This window comes from Pseudomonas carassii (assembly GCF_036324045.1).
Taxonomy (GTDB): domain Bacteria; phylum Pseudomonadota; class Gammaproteobacteria; order Pseudomonadales; family Pseudomonadaceae; genus Aquipseudomonas; species Aquipseudomonas peradeniyensis.
The window spans coordinates 195,607-215,971 of sequence record NZ_JAZDCT010000004.1 but is presented as its reverse complement, the minus strand read 5'-3'; the positions used below and the strand labels follow the sequence as shown (position 1 = coordinate 215,971).

Sequence of the window (20,365 nt, the reverse complement as noted above, 5' to 3'; positions counted from 1 at the left end):
CTATAAAGACTGACTGGCAGCCGCCTGTTCATTGCGCTAGTATTTTCGAAAACGAACATCAATGTTCATATTCGATGTGAACAGCCTCAGGAGGCCTTGCCCGTGTCCCAGCCCGTTTCGTCCCAGCCACCGCTCCAGGATTGCTACGACCTCGCCGTGATCGGCGGTGGCATCAATGGCGTCGGTATCGCTGCTGATGCCGCCGGGCGCGGCCTGAAGGTGTTCCTTTGCGAAAAGGACGACCTGGCGCAGCACACCTCCTCGGCCAGCAGCAAGCTGATCCACGGCGGCCTGCGCTACCTGGAGCATTACGAGTTCCGCCTGGTGCGCGAAGCACTGGCCGAGCGTGAAGTCCTGCTGGCCAAGGCGCCGCACATCGTCAAACCCATGCGCTTCGTGCTGCCGCACCGCCCGCACCTGCGCCCGGCCTGGATGATCCGTGCCGGCCTGTTCCTCTATGACCACCTGGGCAAGCGCAAGCGCCTGGGCGCCTCGCGCGGCCTGCGCTTCGGCCCGGGCTACCCGCTCAAGCCGGCCATCACCCGCGGCTTCGAATACGCCGACTGCGCGGTGGACGATGCGCGCCTGGTGGTAGTCAACGCCATGGCCGCACGGGAAAAGGGCGCGCACATCCACACCCGCACCCGCTGCCTGCGCGCCGAGCGCGTCGACGGCCTGTGGCAGGTGGAACTGCAGCACGCCGATGGCAGCCTGCAGAGCATCCGCGCCCGGGCACTGGTGAACGCGGCCGGCCCCTGGGTCGCCAGCTTCATCAAGGACGACCTCAAGCTCGACGCGCCGTACGGCATCCGCCTGATCCAGGGCAGCCACCTGATCGTGCCGCGCCTGTACGAAGGCGAGCACGCCTATATCCTGCAGAACGAAGACCAGCGCATCGTCTTCTGCATCCCTTACCTGGACCGCTTCACCCTGATCGGCACCACCGACCGCGAATACAGCGGCGACCCGGCCAAAGTGGCAATCACCGATCAGGAAACCGACTACCTGCTCAAGGTGGTCAACGAGCACTTCAACCATCAGCTCAGCCGTGCTGACATCCTGCATACCTATTCCGGCGTGCGCCCGCTGTGCAACGACGAGTCGGACAACCCGTCGGCCGTGACCCGCGACTACACCCTGGCACTGTCCGCCGCCCAGGGCGAGGCACCGCTGCTGTCGGTATTCGGCGGCAAGCTGACCACCTACCGCAAGCTGGCCGAGTCGGCCATGGCCGAACTGCAACCGTTCTTCACCCAGATGCGTGGCAGCTGGACTGCCGGTACCCCCCTTCCGGGCGGCGAAAGCATGACTACCGTCCAGGCCCTGGTCGATGCCGTGCTGGCACGCCATGACTGGTTGCCGGTGGACATTGCCAAGCGTTGGGCCGTGACCTATGGCAGCCGTGTATGGCGTCTGCTCGAAGGCGTGGAAGGTCCAGAAGGCCTGGGGCAATCCATCGGTGGTGGCCTGTTCAGCCGTGAGGTGGACTACCTGCGCGAACAGGAATGGGCGGTCGACGCCGCCGACATTCTCTGGCGCCGGACCAAGCTCGGCCTGTTCACCTCGGCCGCCGAGCAACAGGCACTTGAGGAGTACCTGCAACAGGCGCGACTGAATCAGGCCCGGGGCCAGGCCGCCTGATCAGGCCTCGGTAACCACAGCAGGCTGCAGGAAGCGCGCATAGGCTTCCTGCGCCAGCTTCAGGCGCAGAGCCTGCAAGGACGTCTCGTACTTCGCCCGCAACGCCTCGGACTGGATCAGATACATCTGCTCGGAGAGCATCTCGGCATGGGTGAGCTGCTCGTCAAGCGCAGCAACCAGGGCATCGACCTGCTCGGGATAACGAACGTGCACATATCGATCCCAGAACGATCGCTGTGCCAAGGCGGCACTCAGTCTTCCGGGCGTCTCCTCCCGCAGTATCTGGAGCATCGCCGTGTTCAGATCGCCTGAAGTCACCCTGGAATCCATCATGTAGTACATGCCATCTGGCTGACCTGGAAGCGCCAATGCTTCGGCGAGATGCGTCCGATAGGCCAGGTAGACCTCGACAGGATCGACTTCACCGCCCTTGCGCTCAAGCACCTCGACCTTTCTTGCGGCAATGGTGTTGACCTCGTCCAGGCGATACAACCCCTGGCCAGCTTTCATCAGGGCCGCTTCACGCTCGGCAAGATTCTGCCCCGCCGCCAGGCGTTCCACGTAGAGCGTGGTCTCCAGCTCGCTGAGTACCAGAAGCAGGCGATCTTCGCAGGTGCGCTCCCCACCGGCCTGGGTGAACAGGATCGTACGCAGTTCGGTGTTTCGATCACAGGCGTCCAGCATCCGCCAGATTCGTCTTCGATAGAAATCGGCATGCTCGCGAAAGTCGGAAGTTTCTGCAAAATCCGCAATGAACTGGAACAGATCCGTCGAATCAGGTTCTTCACGCAACCTCAGCCACTGGGCTTCACGTCGGCTACGCAGCTTGCCCGCACTGCCCGCCAGCCACCGTTCCCGCGCAGCACTGTCGATCAACTGATGATCAACCGGACGCAGATTGTGGGGCTCATGCGCAGCCAGGTTCACCAACGCCTGACTGGTTTCATCCAACGGGTTGTCGTGCAGCACCATCCGCCGCAGGCGCAGTTGCAGGTTGTGCAGATCCTGGCGCACATGCTGGATGCTGTTGTTGCGCAAATCGGCGATACCTTGCCAGGGCAGTTGCTCGACCCGCTCGGGCAGCGCGTCCAGCTCAGTCGAGTTCAGCGAAAGATGACGCAGGTGGCGCAACCCATCCACATCAGGCGCATAGCCCAGCGGGTTGTGGCCCAGATCAAGCGTTCGCAAGTTGAGTAACGCCAGCAGGCGCCGGTTGCCCGCAGTGCTCATGACAATCTGGTTATGACCCAAGCGCAAGTAACGGAGCGAAACCAGTTGCTCAATGCCCGCCGGAATTTCGGTGAGCTGGTTGTACCGAAGGTCAAGCTCCTGCAATTCAGGGAAGCATGCGAGGAAATCCGCATCAAGCCAGGTAAGGTCCATGTCTCGCAAGGTCAGGCGTGTGACATGGTCGTACATTACGCCCGTCGGCAGGCTTGGCAGACTGCCGACATGCTCGCCCCGGATCAACAGCCAATGACCACCGTCACCAAGGGTCGAGCTCTTGCGCCGCCAGCAGCGGCGCAAGGCATTGACCACGCGCTGGCGTCGGTGCCTGTCCAGCACTCCACGCCCCGCTCCCTGCCAGGCTTGCAAGGCTTCCCGCAGACGCGCCAGATGACGTCTCAAGCGGTTGTAGTGCAACCACGGATCCACGCGTTTGGCCAGCAGGTCCTCCATGTAGCGCTCCAGTTGCTCCCTGCCGAGGGTGGGGTAGATCTGCTGAATGCCTCGCCGACTCGCCTCCCGGCTGCTGGTCACGCGCACATTCAACGGATACCCCACTCGCCCGTCGGCAAAGCGCACGGGAGGGCGAATGCCCTCGCCAACCGGCGCCTGCCCGATCAAGGTGGCGGACAGCGTCCGCTGAGCGCTGGCGGACGACGCCAGCTTTTCGATCAATGCCTGCTCATCGAGTGCCGCGTCCCCCAGCAGCAGCTTTTGCGAGGGTTCGAGTGTCAGCAGCAGGGCCTGGACCAGACTGTCCTGAACCGATGCCTGTGCCAATGGGAGACCCTCGCCGTTTTCGACGAGATAACCCTGTTCGCCACGAACCAGGCAAAGCGTGCTTTGTGCGACTGCAGCCTCCCTCCCGATCCCGATGCGGGCCTTGCCCTGGATGGAGCCTTCCCGAACTTCCACACGCAACGTCTCGGCCCAAGGCGCCAATTGGTCGATCAACCCCAGCGCCAGACGCTCGGTGTCCTGATTGGCCGCGTTGGCTTGATGAAGGCCGGCAATGGCCCTGTCCACCCGACTGTCGCGCAGGCACCAATGTGCTTGCTCGGCGAGATTCAAGGGCACTCGCTGCTTGTTGAGCATATCCGCGAGTTGCGCCGAGCTGGCCTGCTCTACGATTTCTTTCGCGCTGCGCTGGCTCAAGCCAGGGAAATCCCGTTTCAGCAGCAGCGCATGCGGCGAGTCGGATGCCTGCCTGGAACGGACTTGCGCCTCGAGGGCATCATCTCGTAGCGTGGGAAAGGCTTCGTGAACCTGATAACGTTCCCAGGCATCCAGCAGGCGCGCAGGTGGCGGTGCCTGCTCCAGATGCAAGAAGCGCAGATGCTCTTCTCCAAACCCCGTGCTCTCGACCAGCCTGGCAGCCTGCTCGTCGGTGACATTACCCAACTCGCCGCCCAACTGGCGCATCAACAACCCTGCGCCACTCCACTCATGCGCCGGAGTCTGATGGTGCAATTTCAGGTGCCCCGCATCAGTCACTAGCGGCGCCAGTCCATCGACAAAGGGCGCACGCTCCAGCACCTTGCCCACGGCGACCCCTCCTGCGGCAATGAGAGCGCCCACGGCGACGTTCTCGGCAACCCCGAACAAGTGCTGCAAAGCAGCCTGGCGATCACCCAGCTTCCAGGCTTCATACCCCTCGTATACCTCGTTGGCAACCTGCACCGCCGCCACCCCAAGCATCACCTGCCCCAGCACCGGCAAGAACAACCCTGCAAGATTCAACACACTCAGCCCAGTCTCAATGTACAGCTCGAAACGCTCCCTGCGCAGCGCACTGTCCTCATCGCCGGTCGGCACCGCCAGCACGCGTGCATCATCGAGAGTCTTCTCGATACGCAGGCGGCGCAAGTAAACGAACAATGTGCCTTCGACAGCGGCATGACGGCCATCGAGCTCGATCGACTTGCCGTTGTCGGCGCCCACCCGCTGCTTGTTCAGGGCACTGGTGAATGACGGCCTTTCCCGCTCGCGAATAAAGCGCATGAAGAACTCGGCGAAGGGCACCTGCCGAAGCCGCCCCGCCAACGTCTCGTACAAAGCTGCCCAGGACACATGACGCTGGACGGGCTGAACCGGGTCGCCCGGAATCCAGCTGATGACACCAGCGACGGGGCCGCCGGCCTGCTCCCGCACTTCAAGGGTCACCACCCCTTCCACACGCTTGCCCAGCACGCTCAGTTGTCGACACGTCAAAACAGCCGTATCGCCAGGAACGATAGGTTGTGGTGAACAGAGTGGTAACACCTACAGGTACGAGCGCTCATCGATGTGTGCCTCCAGCATCGCGCTACGCACGGCAACCTCGAAACGTGCTCGCAAGTCCTCTTCAAGCTGCGCATGCACTGCCGACAGCAATATCGAATCGCTTGGCTGCAAACGGCTTTTCAAAAGGGCCTGGTACTGGCCTCCGATATCCAGGCTGCGACAGAGCTGGGCGAATTGAGTGAAAGGAAGCGCCAGGCGCTTTTGGTTGGCATCGAGCAACTTCGCTTCGGTCCCCAGGTCGGCATGTGTTTCCCTTTCCGTATAATTGTGAAGGGCCGCCGTCAGTAATTCTCGACTGGACACATGCCGATAGCTCGGCTTGACCGCCGAATTGATCAGGCTGGGTAAATACACCTTCTGTGCAATCCGCACCCTGTTGGTACGCACATCGACATCGAGCTTGTATTGCTTGAGCAACGCCTGCTTAAGCAAGGGTTCTGCAAACTCATCGAGCGCAGGCACTGGTGCCAGCAGCTCATGTATCTTCTGCGCGCTACTCTGTTGCGCCTCGAACGCGCGCTGCAGTGCCGCCAGGCGATCTATCGCGGCAGTTCGCATCCAAGCCGGAAGTCGCTTGGCTATCAATGCATCAATGGAGTCTGGGGGTATCTCATGAACACTCATGGGGGCTTCATCTGAGGGGGGAAAGCCCTAGTTGGCCAGCGCCCATGCCTACGGTGTCGGTAGATAGTTACGGATCGCGCCAGCACTCATTCGGATTTCCGAACGCCAGCTCACAACGCGTTCGGTTTGACGGACATCAAATGACACCTAAAAACTTTCAACAAACAGTAATCCCCAGCATTTTCGCGGCGTTATGATCGAAGTTGGAGCTTGGCACGACTCATGCTCTACACTTGAACGCCGAATGCACCACGCTTCATGCTGTATTCGTTGAACGAAAGAGTCCGCCAACGGCTCCATAAGAAAAACAAACACGTCGAGGTAAATTTGATGCGCATCGTTCGTCAATTGCTGGGCGCCGCCATCGCGGCAGCCGTCATTTCGTCGCCCGTCATGGCCGAGGAACTGACCGGCACCCTGAAGAAGATCAAGGACTCCGGCACCATCACCCTGGGCCATCGCGACTCCTCCATCCCGTTCTCCTACCTGGCCGGCAAACCGGAACCAGTGGGCTACTCCCACGACATCCAGCTGGCCGTCGTCGAAGCCCTGAAGAAGCAACTGGGCACCGACATCAAGGTCAAGTACAACCTGGTCACCTCGCAGACCCGCATCCCGCTGGTGCAGAACGGCACCGTGGACCTTGAGTGCGGCTCCACCACCAACAACGTCGAGCGTCAGCAGCAGGTCGGCTTCTCGGTGGGCATCTTCGAAGTCGGCACCCGCCTGCTGACCAAGGTCAAGGATGGCCAGCCCTCCTATAAAGACTTCGCAGACCTGGCCGGCAAGAACGTGGTGACCACCGCCGGCACCACTTCCGAGCGCATCCTCAAGGCGATGAACGCCGACAAGCAGATGAAGATGAACGTGATCTCCGCCAAGGACCACGGTGAAGCCTTCAACATGCTCGAAAGCGGCCGCGCCGTGGCCTTCATGATGGACGACGCCCTGCTGGCCGGTGAAATGGCCAAGGCCAAGAAGCCTGCCGACTGGGTCATCACCGGCACGCCACAGTCGTACGAAATCTACGGCTGCATGGTGCGCAAGGACGACCCGGCCTTCAAGAAAGCGGTCGACGAGGCCATCGTTGCCTACTTCAAGTCGGGTGACGTCAACAAGAGCTACGACAAGTGGTTCCAGCAGCCGATTCCGCCAAAGGGCCTGAACCTGCAGTTCCCGATGAGCGACGAGCTGAAGAAGCTGATCGCCGAGCCGACCGACAAGGCGGCGGACGAGAAGAAGTCCTGACCTCCGGCAAATAGTGGCCTGAAGCGCATCCGCGCGAATCCATCCAACAGGCCACTTAGTTAGTGTCTAACCTTTACATCCGAGGGCGTCGAACGCCCCCGGATGTATCGAGGTGCCCGTGAAACAACCGTCTGAGGGGAAATCCCGATGAATTACAACTGGGACTGGGGCGTGTTCTTCAAGTCCACCGGCGTGGGCAGCGAAACCTATCTGGACTGGTACGTCACCGGCCTGGGCTGGACCATCGCCATCGCCATCTCCGCCTGGATCATCGCCTTGCTGCTGGGCTCGCTGCTCGGCGTGATGCGTACCGTACCCAATCGTCTGGTGTCAGGGATTGCCACCGCCTACGTCGAGCTGTTCCGCAACGTGCCGCTGCTGGTGCAGCTGTTCATCTGGTACTTCCTGGTACCGGACCTGCTGCCCGAAGGCCTGCAGGAGTGGTTCAAGCAGGATCTCAACCCGACCACCTCGGCGCTGATCAGCGTGGTCATCTGCCTCGGCCTGTTCACCGCCGCCCGTGTCTGCGAGCAGGTGCGCACCGGCATCCAGGCGCTGCCCCGCGGCCAGGAGTCGGCCGGGCGCGCGATGGGCTTCAGCCTGCCGCAGATCTACATGAACGTGCTGCTGCCCCAGGCCTACCGAATCATCATTCCGCCGCTCACCTCGGAATTTTTGAACGTGTTCAAGAACTCCTCGGTGGCCTCGCTGATCGGCCTGATGGAGCTGCTGGCGCAGACCAAGCAGACCGCCGAGTTCTCCGCGAACCTGTTCGAAGCATTCACCCTGGCCACCCTGATCTACTTCACCCTGAACATGGGCCTGATGCTGCTCATGCGCATGGTCGAGAAGAAAGTCGCGGTACCGGGCCTGATTTCCGTGGGAGGCAAGTAAATGGACATGGATTTCAGTGAAATCATCCCGGCCCTGCCTGCCCTCTGGGACGGCATGGTCCTGACCCTGCAACTGATGGTCATGGGCGTGGTCGGCGGCATTGCCCTGGGTACCATCCTCGCCCTGATGCGCCTGTCGTCGAACAAGCTGCTGGCCAATATCGCCGGCACCTACGTCAACTACTTCCGCTCCATCCCGCTGCTGCTGGTGATCACCTGGTTCTACCTGGCGGTGCCGTTCGTGCTGCGCTGGATCACCGGCGAAGACACCCCGGTGGGTGCGTTCACCTCCTGCGTCGTGGCCTTCATGATGTTCGAGGCGGCCTACTTCTGCGAAATCGTCCGCGCCGGCGTGCAGTCGATCTCCAAGGGCCAGATGGGCGCCGCGCAGGCGCTGGGCATGAGCTACGGCCAATGCATGCGCCTGATCATCCTGCCCCAGGCGTTTCGCAAGATGACCCCGCTGCTGCTGCAGCAGAGCATCATCCTGTTCCAGGACACCTCGCTGGTCTACACCGTCGGCCTGATCGACTTCCTCAACTCGGCCCGCTCCAACGGCGACATCATCGGACGCTCCCATGAGTTCCTGATCTTTGCCGGTGTCGTCTACTTCCTCATCAGCTTCTCCGCTTCCTGGCTGGTCAAGCGCCTGCAAAAAAGGATCACCGTATGATTTCCATCAAGAACGTCAACAAGTGGTACGGGGACTTCCAGGTACTGACCGACTGCAGCACCGAGGTCAAGAAGGGTGAAGTGGTGGTCGTGTGCGGTCCTTCCGGCTCGGGCAAGTCCACCCTGATCAAGTGCGTCAACGCGCTGGAGCCGTTCCAGAAGGGCGACATCGTGGTCGACGGCACCTCCATCGCCGACCCGAAGACCAACCTGCCCAAGCTGCGTTCGCGGGTCGGCATGGTGTTCCAGCACTTCGAGCTGTTCCCGCACCTGTCGATCACCGAGAACCTGACCATCGCCCAGCGCAAGGTGCTCGGCCGCAGCGAGGCGGAAGCGACCAAGAAGGGCCTGGCCCTGCTCGACCGCGTGGGCCTCGGCGCCCACGCCAAGAAGCACCCCGGCCAGCTGTCCGGCGGCCAGCAGCAGCGCGTGGCGATCGCCCGCGCCCTGTCGATGGACCCGATCGTCATGCTGTTCGACGAACCGACCTCGGCGCTGGACCCGGAAATGGTCAACGAAGTACTGGACGTGATGGTCGAGCTGGCCCACGAAGGCATGACCATGATGTGCGTGACCCACGAGATGGGCTTCGCGCGCAAGGTCGCCAACCGGGTGATCTTCATGGACAAGGGCAACATCATCGAGGACTGCCAGAAGGAAGACTTCTTCGGCAACCCCGAAGGCCGCCACGAACGCACCCAACACTTCCTCAGCAAGATCCTGCAACACTAAGCAGGCACCGCTGCCCGGCCCTGCCGGGCAGCGGATGCTGGTGGTGACAAGGCCACTGTGATGAAATGCGACCCCTCGCTCCTTCGCCCTGCCCAGCCCGCCGTGAAATCCCGTCTGATCCGCCAACTGCTCGTCCCGCCCCTGGTCATCCTGCTGATGGTCGGGCTGGGCTTCGCCGCCTTCCTGATCAGCGAGAGCAACGGCATCCGCACCCTCAGCGAGAATGGCGAACGCCAGCTGGAGCTGCACGCCCGCACCGTCGAAAGCGAAATCAGCAAGTACACCTACCTGCCCAGCCTGCTGGAGCTGGAAGACAGCGTCTCGCGCCTGCTCACCGACCCCGAGGCCGGTGATCGCCAGACCGTCAACGAATACCTCGAAGGTCTGAACCGGCGCAGCCGCAGCCGGGCGATCTTCGTCCTCGACACCAATGGCCGGGTCCAGGCCACCAGCAACTGGCGCGACGCCGACTCCTTCCTCGGCGAGGACCTGGCGTTTCGCGCCTACTTCCAGGTCGCCGTGCGCGGCGAGCCGGGACGCTTCTACGGCATCGGCAGCACCACGGGCGAGGCCGGCTACTACCTGGCCCACGGGCTGGAGGAACACGGCAAGATCATCGGCGTGGCGGTGATCAAGGTGCGCCTGGACACCCTCGAGGAGCGCTGGCAGCGCGCCCGCCTGGAGGCCTTCGTCAGTGATGAGAACGGCATCATCATCCTCTCCAGCGACCCGGCCCGGCGCCTGAAATCGGTACGCCCGTTGACGCCGCAGATCAAGGAACGCCTGGCGCGCAGCCTGCAGTACTACTGGTGGCCGCTCAACGAACTGCAACCGCTGGCCCGCGAAACCCTGGCCGACGGCGTGGAGAAACTCACCTTCCCGGCCAACAGCGAGACCGACCAGGGCAAGCAACGTGAAGTGTCCTACCTGGCCCAGACCCGCCGCCTGGTCGACACCCCCTGGCATTTCACCCTGCTCACCCCGCTGCAGGACCTGCGCCGCGAATCGATGATGCAGGGCATCCTGGTGGGCGTGGCCTTCGCCCTGCTGGCGATCCTGGCCATCGCCTGGAACGAACGGCGCAAGGTGATCGCCACCCGCCTGGCCGCCCGCGAGGCGCTGGAAGAAGCCAACAGCCAGCTGGAGCGCAAGATCACCGAGCGCACCGTCGACCTGCGCGCCAGCAACGAGCGGCTCAAGGGCCAGATCCGCGAGCGCCGCCACGCCGAACAGACCCTGCGCCACGCCCAGGACGAACTGGTCCAGGCCGGCAAGCTGGCAGCCATCGGGCAGATGTCCACCAGCATCGCCCACGAGCTGAACCAGCCGCTGGCGGCCCTGCGCACCCTGTCCGGCAACACCGTGCGCTTCCTCGAGCGCGGCGCGCTGGAAACCGCCAGCGCCAACCTGCGCACCATGAACGACCTGATCGACCGCATGGGCCGCATCACCGCCAGCCTGCGCTCGTTCGCCCGACGTGGCGACGACAGTGGCCAGGCCTCGTTGGAAAAGGCCGTGGAGGCCACCCTGCAGGTACTGGCCAACCGCATCAGCGCCTGCCACCTGCAACTGCACCGGCAGTTCGATGACCAGCTGCTGGCCATCGACCAGACCCGCCTGGAACAGATCCTGGTTAACCTGATCGGCAACGCCCTAGACGCCATGGCCACCCAACCCCTGCCGCAACTGTGGCTGGAAGGCGAGGTGCAGGGCGACAAGTACCGCCTGCGGGTGCTCGATAACGGCCATGGCATCGATGCCGAGGCACGCAAGCACCTGTTCGAACCCTTCTTCACCACCAAACCGGGCGAGCATGGCCTGGGCCTGGGCCTGACCCTGTCGGCGAGCCTGGCCACCGCCGCCAAGGGTACACTGAGCGTCGAACATCCCGCCGGTGGCGGCACCGCGTTCGTCCTTGCCCTGCCCCTGGTCACGCCCCCTAGCGAATTGGCTGAGCCTCTATGAAACAAGCACCTCTCACCGTCCTGATCGTCGAAGACGACCCGCACGTGCTGCTCGGCTGCCAGCAGGCGCTGGCCCTGGAAGACATCGCCTGCGAAGGCGTCGGCAGCGCCGAACAGGCCCTGGAGCGCATCGGCGACGACTTTGCCGGTATCGTCGTCAGCGATATCCGCCTGCCGGGCATCGACGGCCTGGAACTGCTCAACCGCCTCAAGGCCCGCGACCGCAGCCTGCCGGTGGTGCTGATCACCGGCCACGGCGACATCGACATGGCGGTGGGCGCCATGCGCAACGGCGCCTACGACTTCATGGAGAAGCCCTTCTCGCCCGAACGTCTGGTCGAGGTGGTACGCCGGGCCCTGGAACAGCGCGGCCTGTCTCGCGAGGTATTCGCCCTGCGCCGCCAACTGGCCGAGCAGAGCAGCCTGGAAGGACGCATCATCGGCCGCTCGCCGGCCATGGAACAGTTGCGCGAACTGATCGCTAACGTCGCCGACACCTCGGCCAACGTACTGATCGAAGGCGAGACCGGCACCGGCAAGGAGCTGGTCGCCCGCTGCCTGCACGACTTCAGCCGGCGCCAGGGCCAGCCGTTCGTGGCGCTGAACTGCGGCGGCCTGCCGGAGAACCTGTTCGAAAGCGAGATCTTCGGCCACGAGGCCAACGCCTTCACCGGTGCCGGCAAGCGTCGCATCGGCAAGATCGAGCACGCCAATGGCGGCACGCTGTTCCTCGACGAGGTCGAGAGCATGCCGATCAACCTGCAGATCAAGCTGCTGCGCGTGCTGCAGGAGCGCACCCTGGAACGTCTGGGCTCGAACCAGAGCATCCCGGTGGACTGCCGGGTGATCGCCGCGACCAAGTCCGACCTTGCCACGCTCGGCCAGAGCGGCCAGTTCCGCAGCGACCTGTACTACCGGCTCAACGTTGTAACCCTGGAGCTGCCGCCGCTGCGCGAGCGCCGCGAAGACATCCTGCAACTGTTCGAGCACTTCCTGCAGCAATCGGCCCTGCGCTTCGACCGCGAGGCGCCGGAGCTGGACAGCCAGACCCTGTCGCGGCTGATGGCCCACGACTGGCCGGGCAACGTGCGCGAGCTGCGCAACGTCGCCGAGCGCCATGCCCTGGGTCTGCCCGCGTTCAAGAAGGGCCCCAGTGGTGGCGCCAGCCAGGGCCTGGGCTTTGCCGAGGCGGTCGAAGCGTTCGAACGCAACCTGCTCAGCGACGCTTTGCAGCGCACCGGCGGCAACCTGAGCCAGGCCAGCCAGGAGCTGGGCATGGCCAAGACCACGCTGTTCGACAAAGTGAAGAAGTACGGCCTCGGCTGATCGGCAACCTGACCCTGGAAGTTCAACGTGGACCTGGTATTCAAAGCGGCCCTGGGCGCCGGCGTGGTGGTGCTCCTGGCAATCCTGTCGAAGACCCGCAACTACTACATTGCCGGCCTGGTGCCGCTGTTTCCCACCTTTGCCCTGATCGCCCACTACATCGTCGGCAAGGGGCGATCGCTGGAAGACCTGAAGACCACCATCCTGTTCGGGATGTGGTCGATCATTCCGTACTTCGTGTACCTGGCAACCTTGTACGTGCTGGTCGACCGCCTGCGCCTGGAAGCGTCGCTGGCACTGGCCACGGTGGCCTGGCTGGTGGCGGCGACGGTGCTGGTAAGCGTTTGGGTGCGCATGCATTGAACGAATCGCGGGGGGGGGCCCCCCCCCCCCGCCGGGCGGGGGGGGGGGGGGGGGGGGGGGGGGGGGGCCGGCGGGGGGGGGGGGGGGGGGGGGGGGGGGGGGGGGGGGGGGGGGGGGGGGGGGGGGGGGGGGGGGTGGGCTGGCTGGGGGCGGCCTTTCTTCTGCCCCCCCGGCGCCCCCCCCCCCCCCCCCCCGGGGGGGGGGGGGGGGGGGCGGGGGGGGGGGGCCCCCCCCGCGATGGGTTCTAGAGCCGGGCGATATGCGTGACATCCTGCCGATGCGCCTGTAGGTAGGGTAGGACCGCCCCCAGCAACGGCGCCTTGAACGGCTCCTGGAAACGATGCGCCAGCCCCGGAATCAGCCGCAACTGACTGCCCCGGATATGCGCCGCCAGATGCACCCCGTGCATCACCGGCAGCAACGGATCGGCGGTGCCGTGCACCACCAGCGTCGGGACCCGCAGCTGGTTGAGCAACTCGACCCGACTGGGTTCGGCAAGGATCGCCATGATCTGGCGCTTGACCCCTTCCGGATTGAACGCCCGGTCATAAGCCACGGCGGCCTGTGCCAGCAACACGGCACGGTCGTCCCGCACCTCCGGACTGCCCAGCGCCGCCAACAGGTCGGCCTGCTGCTCGATGGCCACCTCGCGGCTCGGCGCGCTGCGCCGCGCCAGCAACTGCACCAGCGCCGGATCCGGCGCCGGCAGGCCGGCGGCACCCGAACTGGACATCACCAGGGTCAGGCTGCTCACCCGCTCCGGGGCCATGGCCGCCAGGTGCTGGGCGATCATGCCGCCCATGCTCACGCCCAGCACATGGAACTGGCGGATCCCCAGGGCATCCATCAGGCCCAGGCCGTCACCGGCCATGTCGGTGAGGGTATAGGGCGCCGACACCGGCAGGCCCAGCTTGTAGCGCAGCAGTTCGACGGTCAGGTTGGCCGAGGCCGGCAGCTGGTTCCAGCGCGACAGGCCGACATCGCGGTTGTCGTAGCGAATCACCCGAAAACCTTGGCGGCACAGCGCCTCGACCACGTCGTCCGGCCAGTGGATGAGCTGCCCGCCCAGGCCCATGACCAGCAACAGCGCCGGATCGCGAGACGCGCCGACGCTCTGGTAAACCAGGCTCAGTTCACCCAGTTCGGCCCGTTGCACCGGCACATGGACGTCGCAGCGACCCTCGGCGAAGCTCGCCGGCACGCTGACCAGCAGCAAGAAGAAAAGTAGTAAAGCCCGCATGAAAGAAACACCAGAATGCAGATCCCCAGTAGAGCGCGAGTCTGATGAAATCCGTTCGGGCGCGCTGCCACAAAACCGTGACAGTTTCATGAACCTTGCCGAGCGGTCGTGTGCATCCTGTTGTCGACAGCGCAGGGTAACATGAGGGAAACTCAACGCAACCTCGTTTTAGCTCAAAGAATGCTCACGGAGCCGTCGTGCTGGAAATCCGCCACCTGAAAACCCTTCATGCCCTACGCGAAGCCGACAGCCTGGTGGAGGCCGCCGAGCGCCTGCACCTGACCCAGTCGGCGCTGTCGCACCAGTTCAAGGAGCTGGAGGAACGCCTGGGCCTGCCGCTGTTCGTGCGCAAGACCAAGCCCATCCGCTTCACCAGCGCCGGCCTGCGCCTGCTGCAACTGGCCGACGCCACCTTGCCACTGCTGCGCGGCGCCGAGCGCGACATCGCCCGCCTGGCCGGCGGCACCGCCGGACGCCTGCACATGGCCATCGAGTGCCACAGCTGCTTCCAGTGGCTGATGCCGACCATCGACCAGTTCCGCGACGCCTGGCCGGAGGTGGAGCTGGACCTGGCCTCGGGCTTCGCCTTCGCCCCGCTGCCGGCCCTGGCCCGTGGCGACCTGGACCTGGTGGTGACCTCCGACCCGGTGGATCTGGCCGGCATCACCTACGTGCCGCTGTTTACCTACGAGGCCATGCTCGCCGTGGCCAACCAGCACCCGCTGGCCAGCAAGCCATACATCGTGCCCCAGGACCTGCTCGACCAGACCCTGATCACCTACCCGGTGGAACGCGACCGCCTGGACATCTTCACCCGCTTTCTGGAGCCGGCCGACATCGAGCCGGCCGCGGTACGCACCTCGGAGCTGACGGTGATGATGATGCAACTGGTGGCCAGCGGCCGCGGCGTGTGCGGCATGCCGCACTGGGCGCTGCACGAGTACAGCTCGCGGGGCTACGTGAAGGGCAAGCGCCTGGGCGAGAAAGGGCTGTTCGCCACGCTCTACGCCGCGGTACGCACCGACATGCTCGATGCGCCGTACATGCGTGACTTCCTGCTGACCGCCAAGGACACCTCGTTCGCCACCCTGGACGGGGTCAGCGCGGTGCGTTGAGGCCTTCGCGCCACAGCGGCAGGATCAGGTCGCGAGTCAGGGGGGCCAGATCCAGGTCCGTCGCCTGGTCGGCGGACAGCCAGGCCACCTCTTCGATTTCCGCCGCCGGGCTTACCATCGCGGTGCATTGGACGCGAAACAACTCGGCCTGCACTTCGAAGCCCGGTTCGTTGGCGGCCGGGGCACTGAAACGGCCCAGGTGAATGGCCTGGGCCGGATCGACGCGCAGCCCCAGCTCCTCGTGCAACTCGCGCACCAGCGCCTGGGCCGGCGACTCGCCCGCATCGATCTTGCCGCCGGGCTGCATGAACGCCTGGGTACCGCGCTTGCGTACCAGCAGGGTGCGGCCTTGCGCGTCGATGAGCAGGGCGGCGGCGATGCGGATGGTGTTGGACATGGTGGACTCACGGGCGGATGAAGAGGCGCAGGATACCTGACAAGGCCCTATCGCGGGGCAAGCCCGCGCCCACCAGAGCCCTGCCGGGTACGCGTGGGAGCGGGCTTGCCCCGCGATAGGCTTCCCGGACGAACGGCCCCTTGCCAATCCACCGGCAACCCGCCATAACCAACCCATGAACCTCCCCGCCCACCAACACCCGGTGCTCGGCCTGTTCCACCCCGCCGTCGCCACCTGGTTCCGCCAGCGTTTCGCCACGGTCACCGAGGCCCAGGCCGACGCCTGGCCGTTGATTCACCGCGGCCAGTCGATGCTGCTGGCCGCGCCGACCGGCTCGGGCAAGACCCTCAGCGCCTTCCTCGCCGTGCTCGACGAGCTGTTCCGCCAAGGCCTGGCGCAGGGCGGCGAACTGCCGGCGCAGACCCAGATCGTCTACGTCTCGCCACTCAAGGCGCTGTCCAACGACATCCGCCTGAACCTCGACGTGCCGCTCGAAGGTATCGGCCGGCAGATCGAACAGCTTGGCCTGAAGGCCCCACGCATCACCACCGCCGTGCGCACCGGCGACACCCCGCAGAAGGAGCGCGCGGCCATGCGCAAGCTGGCGCCGCATATCCTGGTGACCACGCCGGAATCGCTCTACGTGCTGATGGGCTCGGCCTCGGGCCGCGAGGGGCTGGCCAGCGTGCACACGGTGATCGTGGACGAAATCCACGCGCTGGCCGGCAACAAGCGCGGCTGCCACCTGGCGCTGACCCTGGAGCGTCTGCAGGCCCTGGCCGGTCGCCCGCTGCGACGTATCGGCCTGTCCGCCACCCAGCGCCCGGTGGCGCGGGTGGCGCGGTTCCTGGTTGGGCAGGAGCGCCCCTGCGCCATCGTCGATATCGGCCATGTCCGCCATCGCGACCTGGCCCTGGAAGTGCCGCCCGTGCCGCTGGGCGCGGTGATGGCCACGGATGTCTGGGAGCTGGTCTACGACCGCCTCGCCAGCCTTGCCCGCGAGCACCGCACTACCCTGGTGTTCGTCAACACCCGGCGCCTGGCCGAGCGCCTGACCCGCCACCTCGGCGAGCGCCTAGGCAACCACGCCGTGGCCGCGCACCACGGCAGCTTGGCCAAGGAGCATCGCCTGGCCGCCGAGCAGCGTCTCAAGGGCGGCGAACTGCAGGTGCTGGTGGCCACCGCCTCGCTGGAGCTGGGCATCGATATCGGTGAGGTCGACCTGGTCTGCCAGATCGCCTCGCCGGGCTCGATCGCCGCCTTGCTGCAACGGGTCGGGCGCTCCGGCCACCAGGTCGACGGCGTGCCCAAGGGGCGCCTTTTTCCCACCTCGCGGGACGATTTGATCGAATGTGTCGCCCTGCTCGACTGCGTGCGCCAGGGTGAGCTGGACGAACTGCACATCCCGGCGGCGCCACTGGATGTGCTGGCCCAGCAGATCGTCGCCGAGGTCAGTAACCAGCCCTGGGACGAACGAGCGCTGTTCGACCTGCTGCGCCGGGCCAGTCCCTACGGCCAGCTCGACGAAGACCATTACCAAGCCTTGTTGCGCATGCTCACCGAAGGCTTCAACGGCCGCCAGGGCATCCGCAGCGCCTACCTGCACCGGGATGCGGTGAACCACACCCTGCGCGGGCGCCGCGGCAGCCAGCTGACCGCCCTGACCAGCGGCGGCACCATCCCCGAGACCGCCGACTATGCGGTGCTGCTCGAACCCCAGGCGCTGAACATCGGTAGTGTCAACGAAGACTTCGCGGTGGAGAGCATCGCCGGCGATATCTTCCAGCTGGGCAACGCCTCCTATCGCATCCTGCGGGTCGAACCGGGACGTGTACGGGTCGAGGACGCCCACGGCCTGCCGCCGACCATCCCGTTCTGGCTGGGCGAGGCGCCGGGGCGCAGTGACGAGCTGTCCGTCGCGGTGGCCCGCCTCCAACAGCGGATCGACCAGCAATTGCAGGCCGGCGATGGCCAGCAGGTTCACGCCTGGCTGCAAACGACCTACGCCCTGGATGAAGGCTGCGCCGAGCAGCTGCTCGACTACCTGGGCCGCACCTGGCAGGTACTGGGCGCCCTGCCCTCGCAGCAGACGCTGGTGATGGAACGTTTCTTCGACGAGTCCGGCGGCACCCAGCTGATCATTCACTCCCCCTACGGCAGCCGGATCAACCGGGCCTGGGGCCTGGCCCTGCGCAAGCGCTTCTGCCGTGCGTTCAATTTCGAACTGCAGGCGGCGGCCAGCGAGGACGCCATCGTGCTGTCGCTGTCCACCAGCCATAGCTTCGCGCTGGACGAAGTATGGCGCTACCTGCACAGCCGCAGCGCAGAGCCGATTCTGGTCCAGGCCCTGCTCGATGCGCCGCTGTTCGGCGTGCGCTGGCGCTGGAACGCGGCGGTGGCGTTGGCCTTGCCGCGCTATGTGGGCGGACGCAAGGTGGCGCCGCAGATCCAGCGGATGAAGAGCGAGGACCTGGTGGCCGCCGTGTTCCCCGACCAGATCGCCTGCCTGGAGAATATCGTCGGAGAGCGGCAGATCCCCGACCACCCGCTGGTGCAACAGACCCTCGACGACTGCCTGCACGAGGCCATGGACAGCGAGGGCTGGCTGGCGTTGCTGCGGCGCATGGAGAACGGCGAGGTACGCCTGCTCAGTCGCGACCTGCCGGCCCCTTCACCGCTGGCTTCGGCCATCCTCAACGCCCGCCCCTACACCTTCCTCGACGACGCGCCGCTTGAAGAGCGGCGTACCCAGGCCGTGCTCAACCGACGCTGGAACGACGTGCACAGCGCCGACGACCTGGGTGCGCTGGACGGCGATGCCATCGCCGCAGTGCAGGCCGAGGCCTGGCCACAGGCGAACAATGCCGACGAAATGCATGAGGCGCTGATGAGCCTGGGCGCCATTACCCAACCTGAAGTCGAGGGCAATCCCGGCTGGCCGCAACTGCTGCTGCAACTGGCCAAGGCCGGTCGCGCCTGTCATCTGGATGCCGGGGAGCGACGCCTGTGGTTCGCCCGCGAGCGCCTGCAGACGATGCTGATCCTGTATCCCGACGCCCGCCCGCACCCGGACGTTGCGGTGTTGCCGGGCTTCGCCGATCCGCCCGACCTCGATTCGGCCCTGGTAGAGTTGCTGCGCGCCCGGCTCAGTGGCTTCGGTCCATTGACCTTGGCCGAGATCATCGACCCGCTTGCACAGGCGGCGGGTAATGCTGAACAGGCCTTGGCCCGCCTGGAAGGCGAAGGCTACGTGATGCGCGGCCACTTCAGCCCAGGCCAGACTGGTCTGCAGTGGTGCGAGCGACACCTGCTGGCACGCATCCACCGCTACACGGTCAAGCGCCTGCGCCAGGAAATCGAGCCGGTCAGTCTGCAGGTCTTCATGAGGTTTTTGTTCGACTGGCAGCACCTGGGCGGCGAAACCCGCCTGCGCGGGCCGCAGGCGCTGAGCGAAGTGCTCGCCCAGCTGCAAGGCTTCCCCGCTGCCGCCGGCGCCTGGGAAAGCGACCTGCTGCCGGCACGGATCAAGGACTACAGCCCGCACTGGCTGGACGATGCCTGTCGCAGCGGCCAGTGGGCCTGGAGCCGGCTGGCCGCCACACAATCAGCCAGTACCCTGACCAGCACGCCATTGGTGCTGCTGCCACGCGAACACCTGGGGCTGTGGCGCAGCCTGGCGCCCACAGCCGACCTCGAACAACTGGGCGCACGCGCACGACGGGTATTGCAGACGTTGCAGGAACAAGGCGCCTTGTTCTTCGATGAACTGGCCCACGAAGCTCATCTGCTACCCAGCGAGCTGGAGGCAGCCCTGCAGGAACTGGTAGGTTCGGGCCTGGCCAGCGCCGATGGTTTCAGCGGCCTGCGCAGCCTGATCACGCCGGCGGCCAAGCGCACTTCACGTAACAGCCGCCGCGGCCATCCCGCGCTGTCGAGCAGCATGGTCCACGCCGGACGCTGGGCGCTGTTGCGCCGTTCGAGCATTGCAGTGGACGCCAACCTGCGCCTGGAACATGTGGCACGCAGCCTGCTGCGTCGCTATGGCGTCGTCTGCTGGCGCCTGCTGGAGCGCGAGAGCGATGTGCTGCCGCCATGGCGCGACCTGTTGCGCTGCTACCACCGCCTCGAGGCCCGTGGCGAAATCCGTGGCGGGCGCTTTATCGCCGGGCTGGCGGGTGAGCAGTTCGCCTTGCCCGAAGCCGTGGGGCTGTTGCGCCAGGTACGCAGACGCTCGCCGCAAGGCGAGCTGGTGATGGTCAGCGGCTGCGATCCGTTGAACCTGGTGGGTACCTTGTTGCCTGGGGCCAAGGTACCGGCGGTGGCGAGTAACCGCGTGCTGTACCGGGAGGGTGTCGCGGTAGCCACCCGCGTGGCGGGCAAGTACCAGTTTCTTGTCGACTCGACAGCCACCGAACAGACGCAATGGCGCCAGCATCTGTTGCGCGACAAACCTCTGCTGTAGGAAATCGTGCAGGAAACGAAGTTGCAAGCATCACCATCGTGGGAGCGGGTTTGCCCCGCGATGGGAGGGAATGGCACCGGCTTCGCCGGTGATCGCGGGGCAAACCCGCTCCCACGATGGTGATGCTTGCAACGCTGCTCCCTGCGCGACAGCGCAGCCCAAAAGGCCAGGTGATCGC

Annotated in this window: 14 protein-coding genes; 10 read left to right on the top strand and 4 right to left on the bottom strand. The window is 65.2% G+C overall.

Features of this window, described 5'->3' with window-relative positions:
• The first annotated feature begins 102 nt into the window (after window positions 1-102).
• Window positions 103-1,641, top strand: coding sequence for a glycerol-3-phosphate dehydrogenase (gene glpD, locus V0R62_RS04870; protein WP_330102959.1), 1,539 nt, complete (start codon window positions 103-105; stop codon window positions 1,639-1,641).
• On the opposite strand, the gene V0R62_RS04865 is transcribed toward glpD, so the two are convergent.
• Window positions 1,642-5,031, bottom strand: a complete 3,390-nt coding sequence (locus V0R62_RS04865; protein WP_330102958.1) for an NEL-type E3 ubiquitin ligase domain-containing protein — start codon at window positions 5,029-5,031, stop codon at window positions 1,642-1,644.
• A 99-nt stretch (window positions 5,032-5,130) separates the two neighbouring features.
• On the bottom strand, window positions 5,131-5,775 hold the full coding sequence (locus tag V0R62_RS04860) for a dermonecrotic toxin domain-containing protein (protein WP_330102957.1): 645 nt from the start codon (window positions 5,773-5,775) through the stop codon (window positions 5,131-5,133).
• A 330-nt stretch (window positions 5,776-6,105) separates the two neighbouring features.
• On the opposite strand from V0R62_RS04860, the gene V0R62_RS04855 reads away from it, so the two are divergent.
• From V0R62_RS04855 to V0R62_RS04825, 7 genes are all read left to right on the top strand, one after another.
• A complete protein-coding gene (locus tag V0R62_RS04855; RefSeq protein WP_186713046.1) occupies window positions 6,106-7,023 on the top strand; it encodes a glutamate/aspartate ABC transporter substrate-binding protein in 918 nt (305 codons plus the stop codon).
• 147 nt (window positions 7,024-7,170) lie between these two features.
• Complete coding sequence (locus tag V0R62_RS04850) at window positions 7,171-7,917, top strand: amino acid ABC transporter permease (protein WP_023629014.1); 747 nt, start codon at window positions 7,171-7,173, stop codon at window positions 7,915-7,917.
• On the top strand, window positions 7,918-8,589 hold the full coding sequence (locus tag V0R62_RS04845; RefSeq protein WP_011532506.1) for an amino acid ABC transporter permease: 672 nt from the start codon (window positions 7,918-7,920) through the stop codon (window positions 8,587-8,589). It begins immediately after the preceding gene.
• Window positions 8,586-9,320: an amino acid ABC transporter ATP-binding protein gene (locus V0R62_RS04840; RefSeq protein WP_038706667.1), complete on the top strand. Its 735-nt coding sequence runs from the start codon at window positions 8,586-8,588 to the stop codon at window positions 9,318-9,320. Before V0R62_RS04845 ends, V0R62_RS04840 begins: the two co-directional genes overlap by 4 nt.
• A gap of 60 nt (window positions 9,321-9,380) precedes the next feature.
• A complete protein-coding gene (gene aauS, locus V0R62_RS04835; protein ID WP_330102956.1) occupies window positions 9,381-11,285 on the top strand; it encodes a two-component sensor histidine kinase AauS in 1,905 nt (634 codons plus the stop codon).
• Entirely contained in the window at window positions 11,282-12,610 is a 1,329-nt protein-coding gene (gene aauR / locus V0R62_RS04830) for a two-component response regulator AauR (RefSeq protein ID WP_050704012.1), read from the top strand. The genes aauS and aauR overlap by 4 nt, the downstream gene beginning before the upstream one ends.
• Before the next feature lie 27 nt (window positions 12,611-12,637).
• Window positions 12,638-12,973, top strand: a complete 336-nt coding sequence (locus V0R62_RS04825; RefSeq protein ID WP_050704011.1) for a GlpM family protein — start codon at window positions 12,638-12,640, stop codon at window positions 12,971-12,973.
• A gap of 244 nt (window positions 12,974-13,217) precedes the next feature.
• Here the strand turns inward: V0R62_RS04825 and V0R62_RS04820 are convergent, their stop codons facing one another.
• Window positions 13,218-14,213 (bottom strand): alpha/beta fold hydrolase, encoded by a 996-nt coding sequence (locus V0R62_RS04820; protein ID WP_330102955.1) that lies wholly within the window; start codon window positions 14,211-14,213, stop codon window positions 13,218-13,220.
• 197 nt (window positions 14,214-14,410) lie between these two features.
• On the opposite strand from V0R62_RS04820, the gene metR reads away from it, so the two are divergent.
• Window positions 14,411-15,328, top strand: a complete 918-nt coding sequence (gene metR, locus V0R62_RS04815) for a transcriptional regulator MetR (protein ID WP_050704009.1) — start codon at window positions 14,411-14,413, stop codon at window positions 15,326-15,328.
• Here metR and V0R62_RS04810 read toward each other — a convergent pair.
• Window positions 15,312-15,725, bottom strand: a complete 414-nt coding sequence (locus V0R62_RS04810) for an NUDIX hydrolase (RefSeq protein ID WP_330102954.1) — start codon at window positions 15,723-15,725, stop codon at window positions 15,312-15,314. The genes metR and V0R62_RS04810 overlap by 17 nt on opposite strands.
• 175 nt (window positions 15,726-15,900) lie before the next feature.
• On the opposite strand from V0R62_RS04810, the gene V0R62_RS04805 reads away from it, so the two are divergent.
• Window positions 15,901-20,187: a DEAD/DEAH box helicase gene (locus V0R62_RS04805; protein ID WP_330102953.1), complete on the top strand. Its 4,287-nt coding sequence runs from the start codon at window positions 15,901-15,903 to the stop codon at window positions 20,185-20,187.
• Window positions 20,188-20,365: the final 178 nt, after the last annotated feature.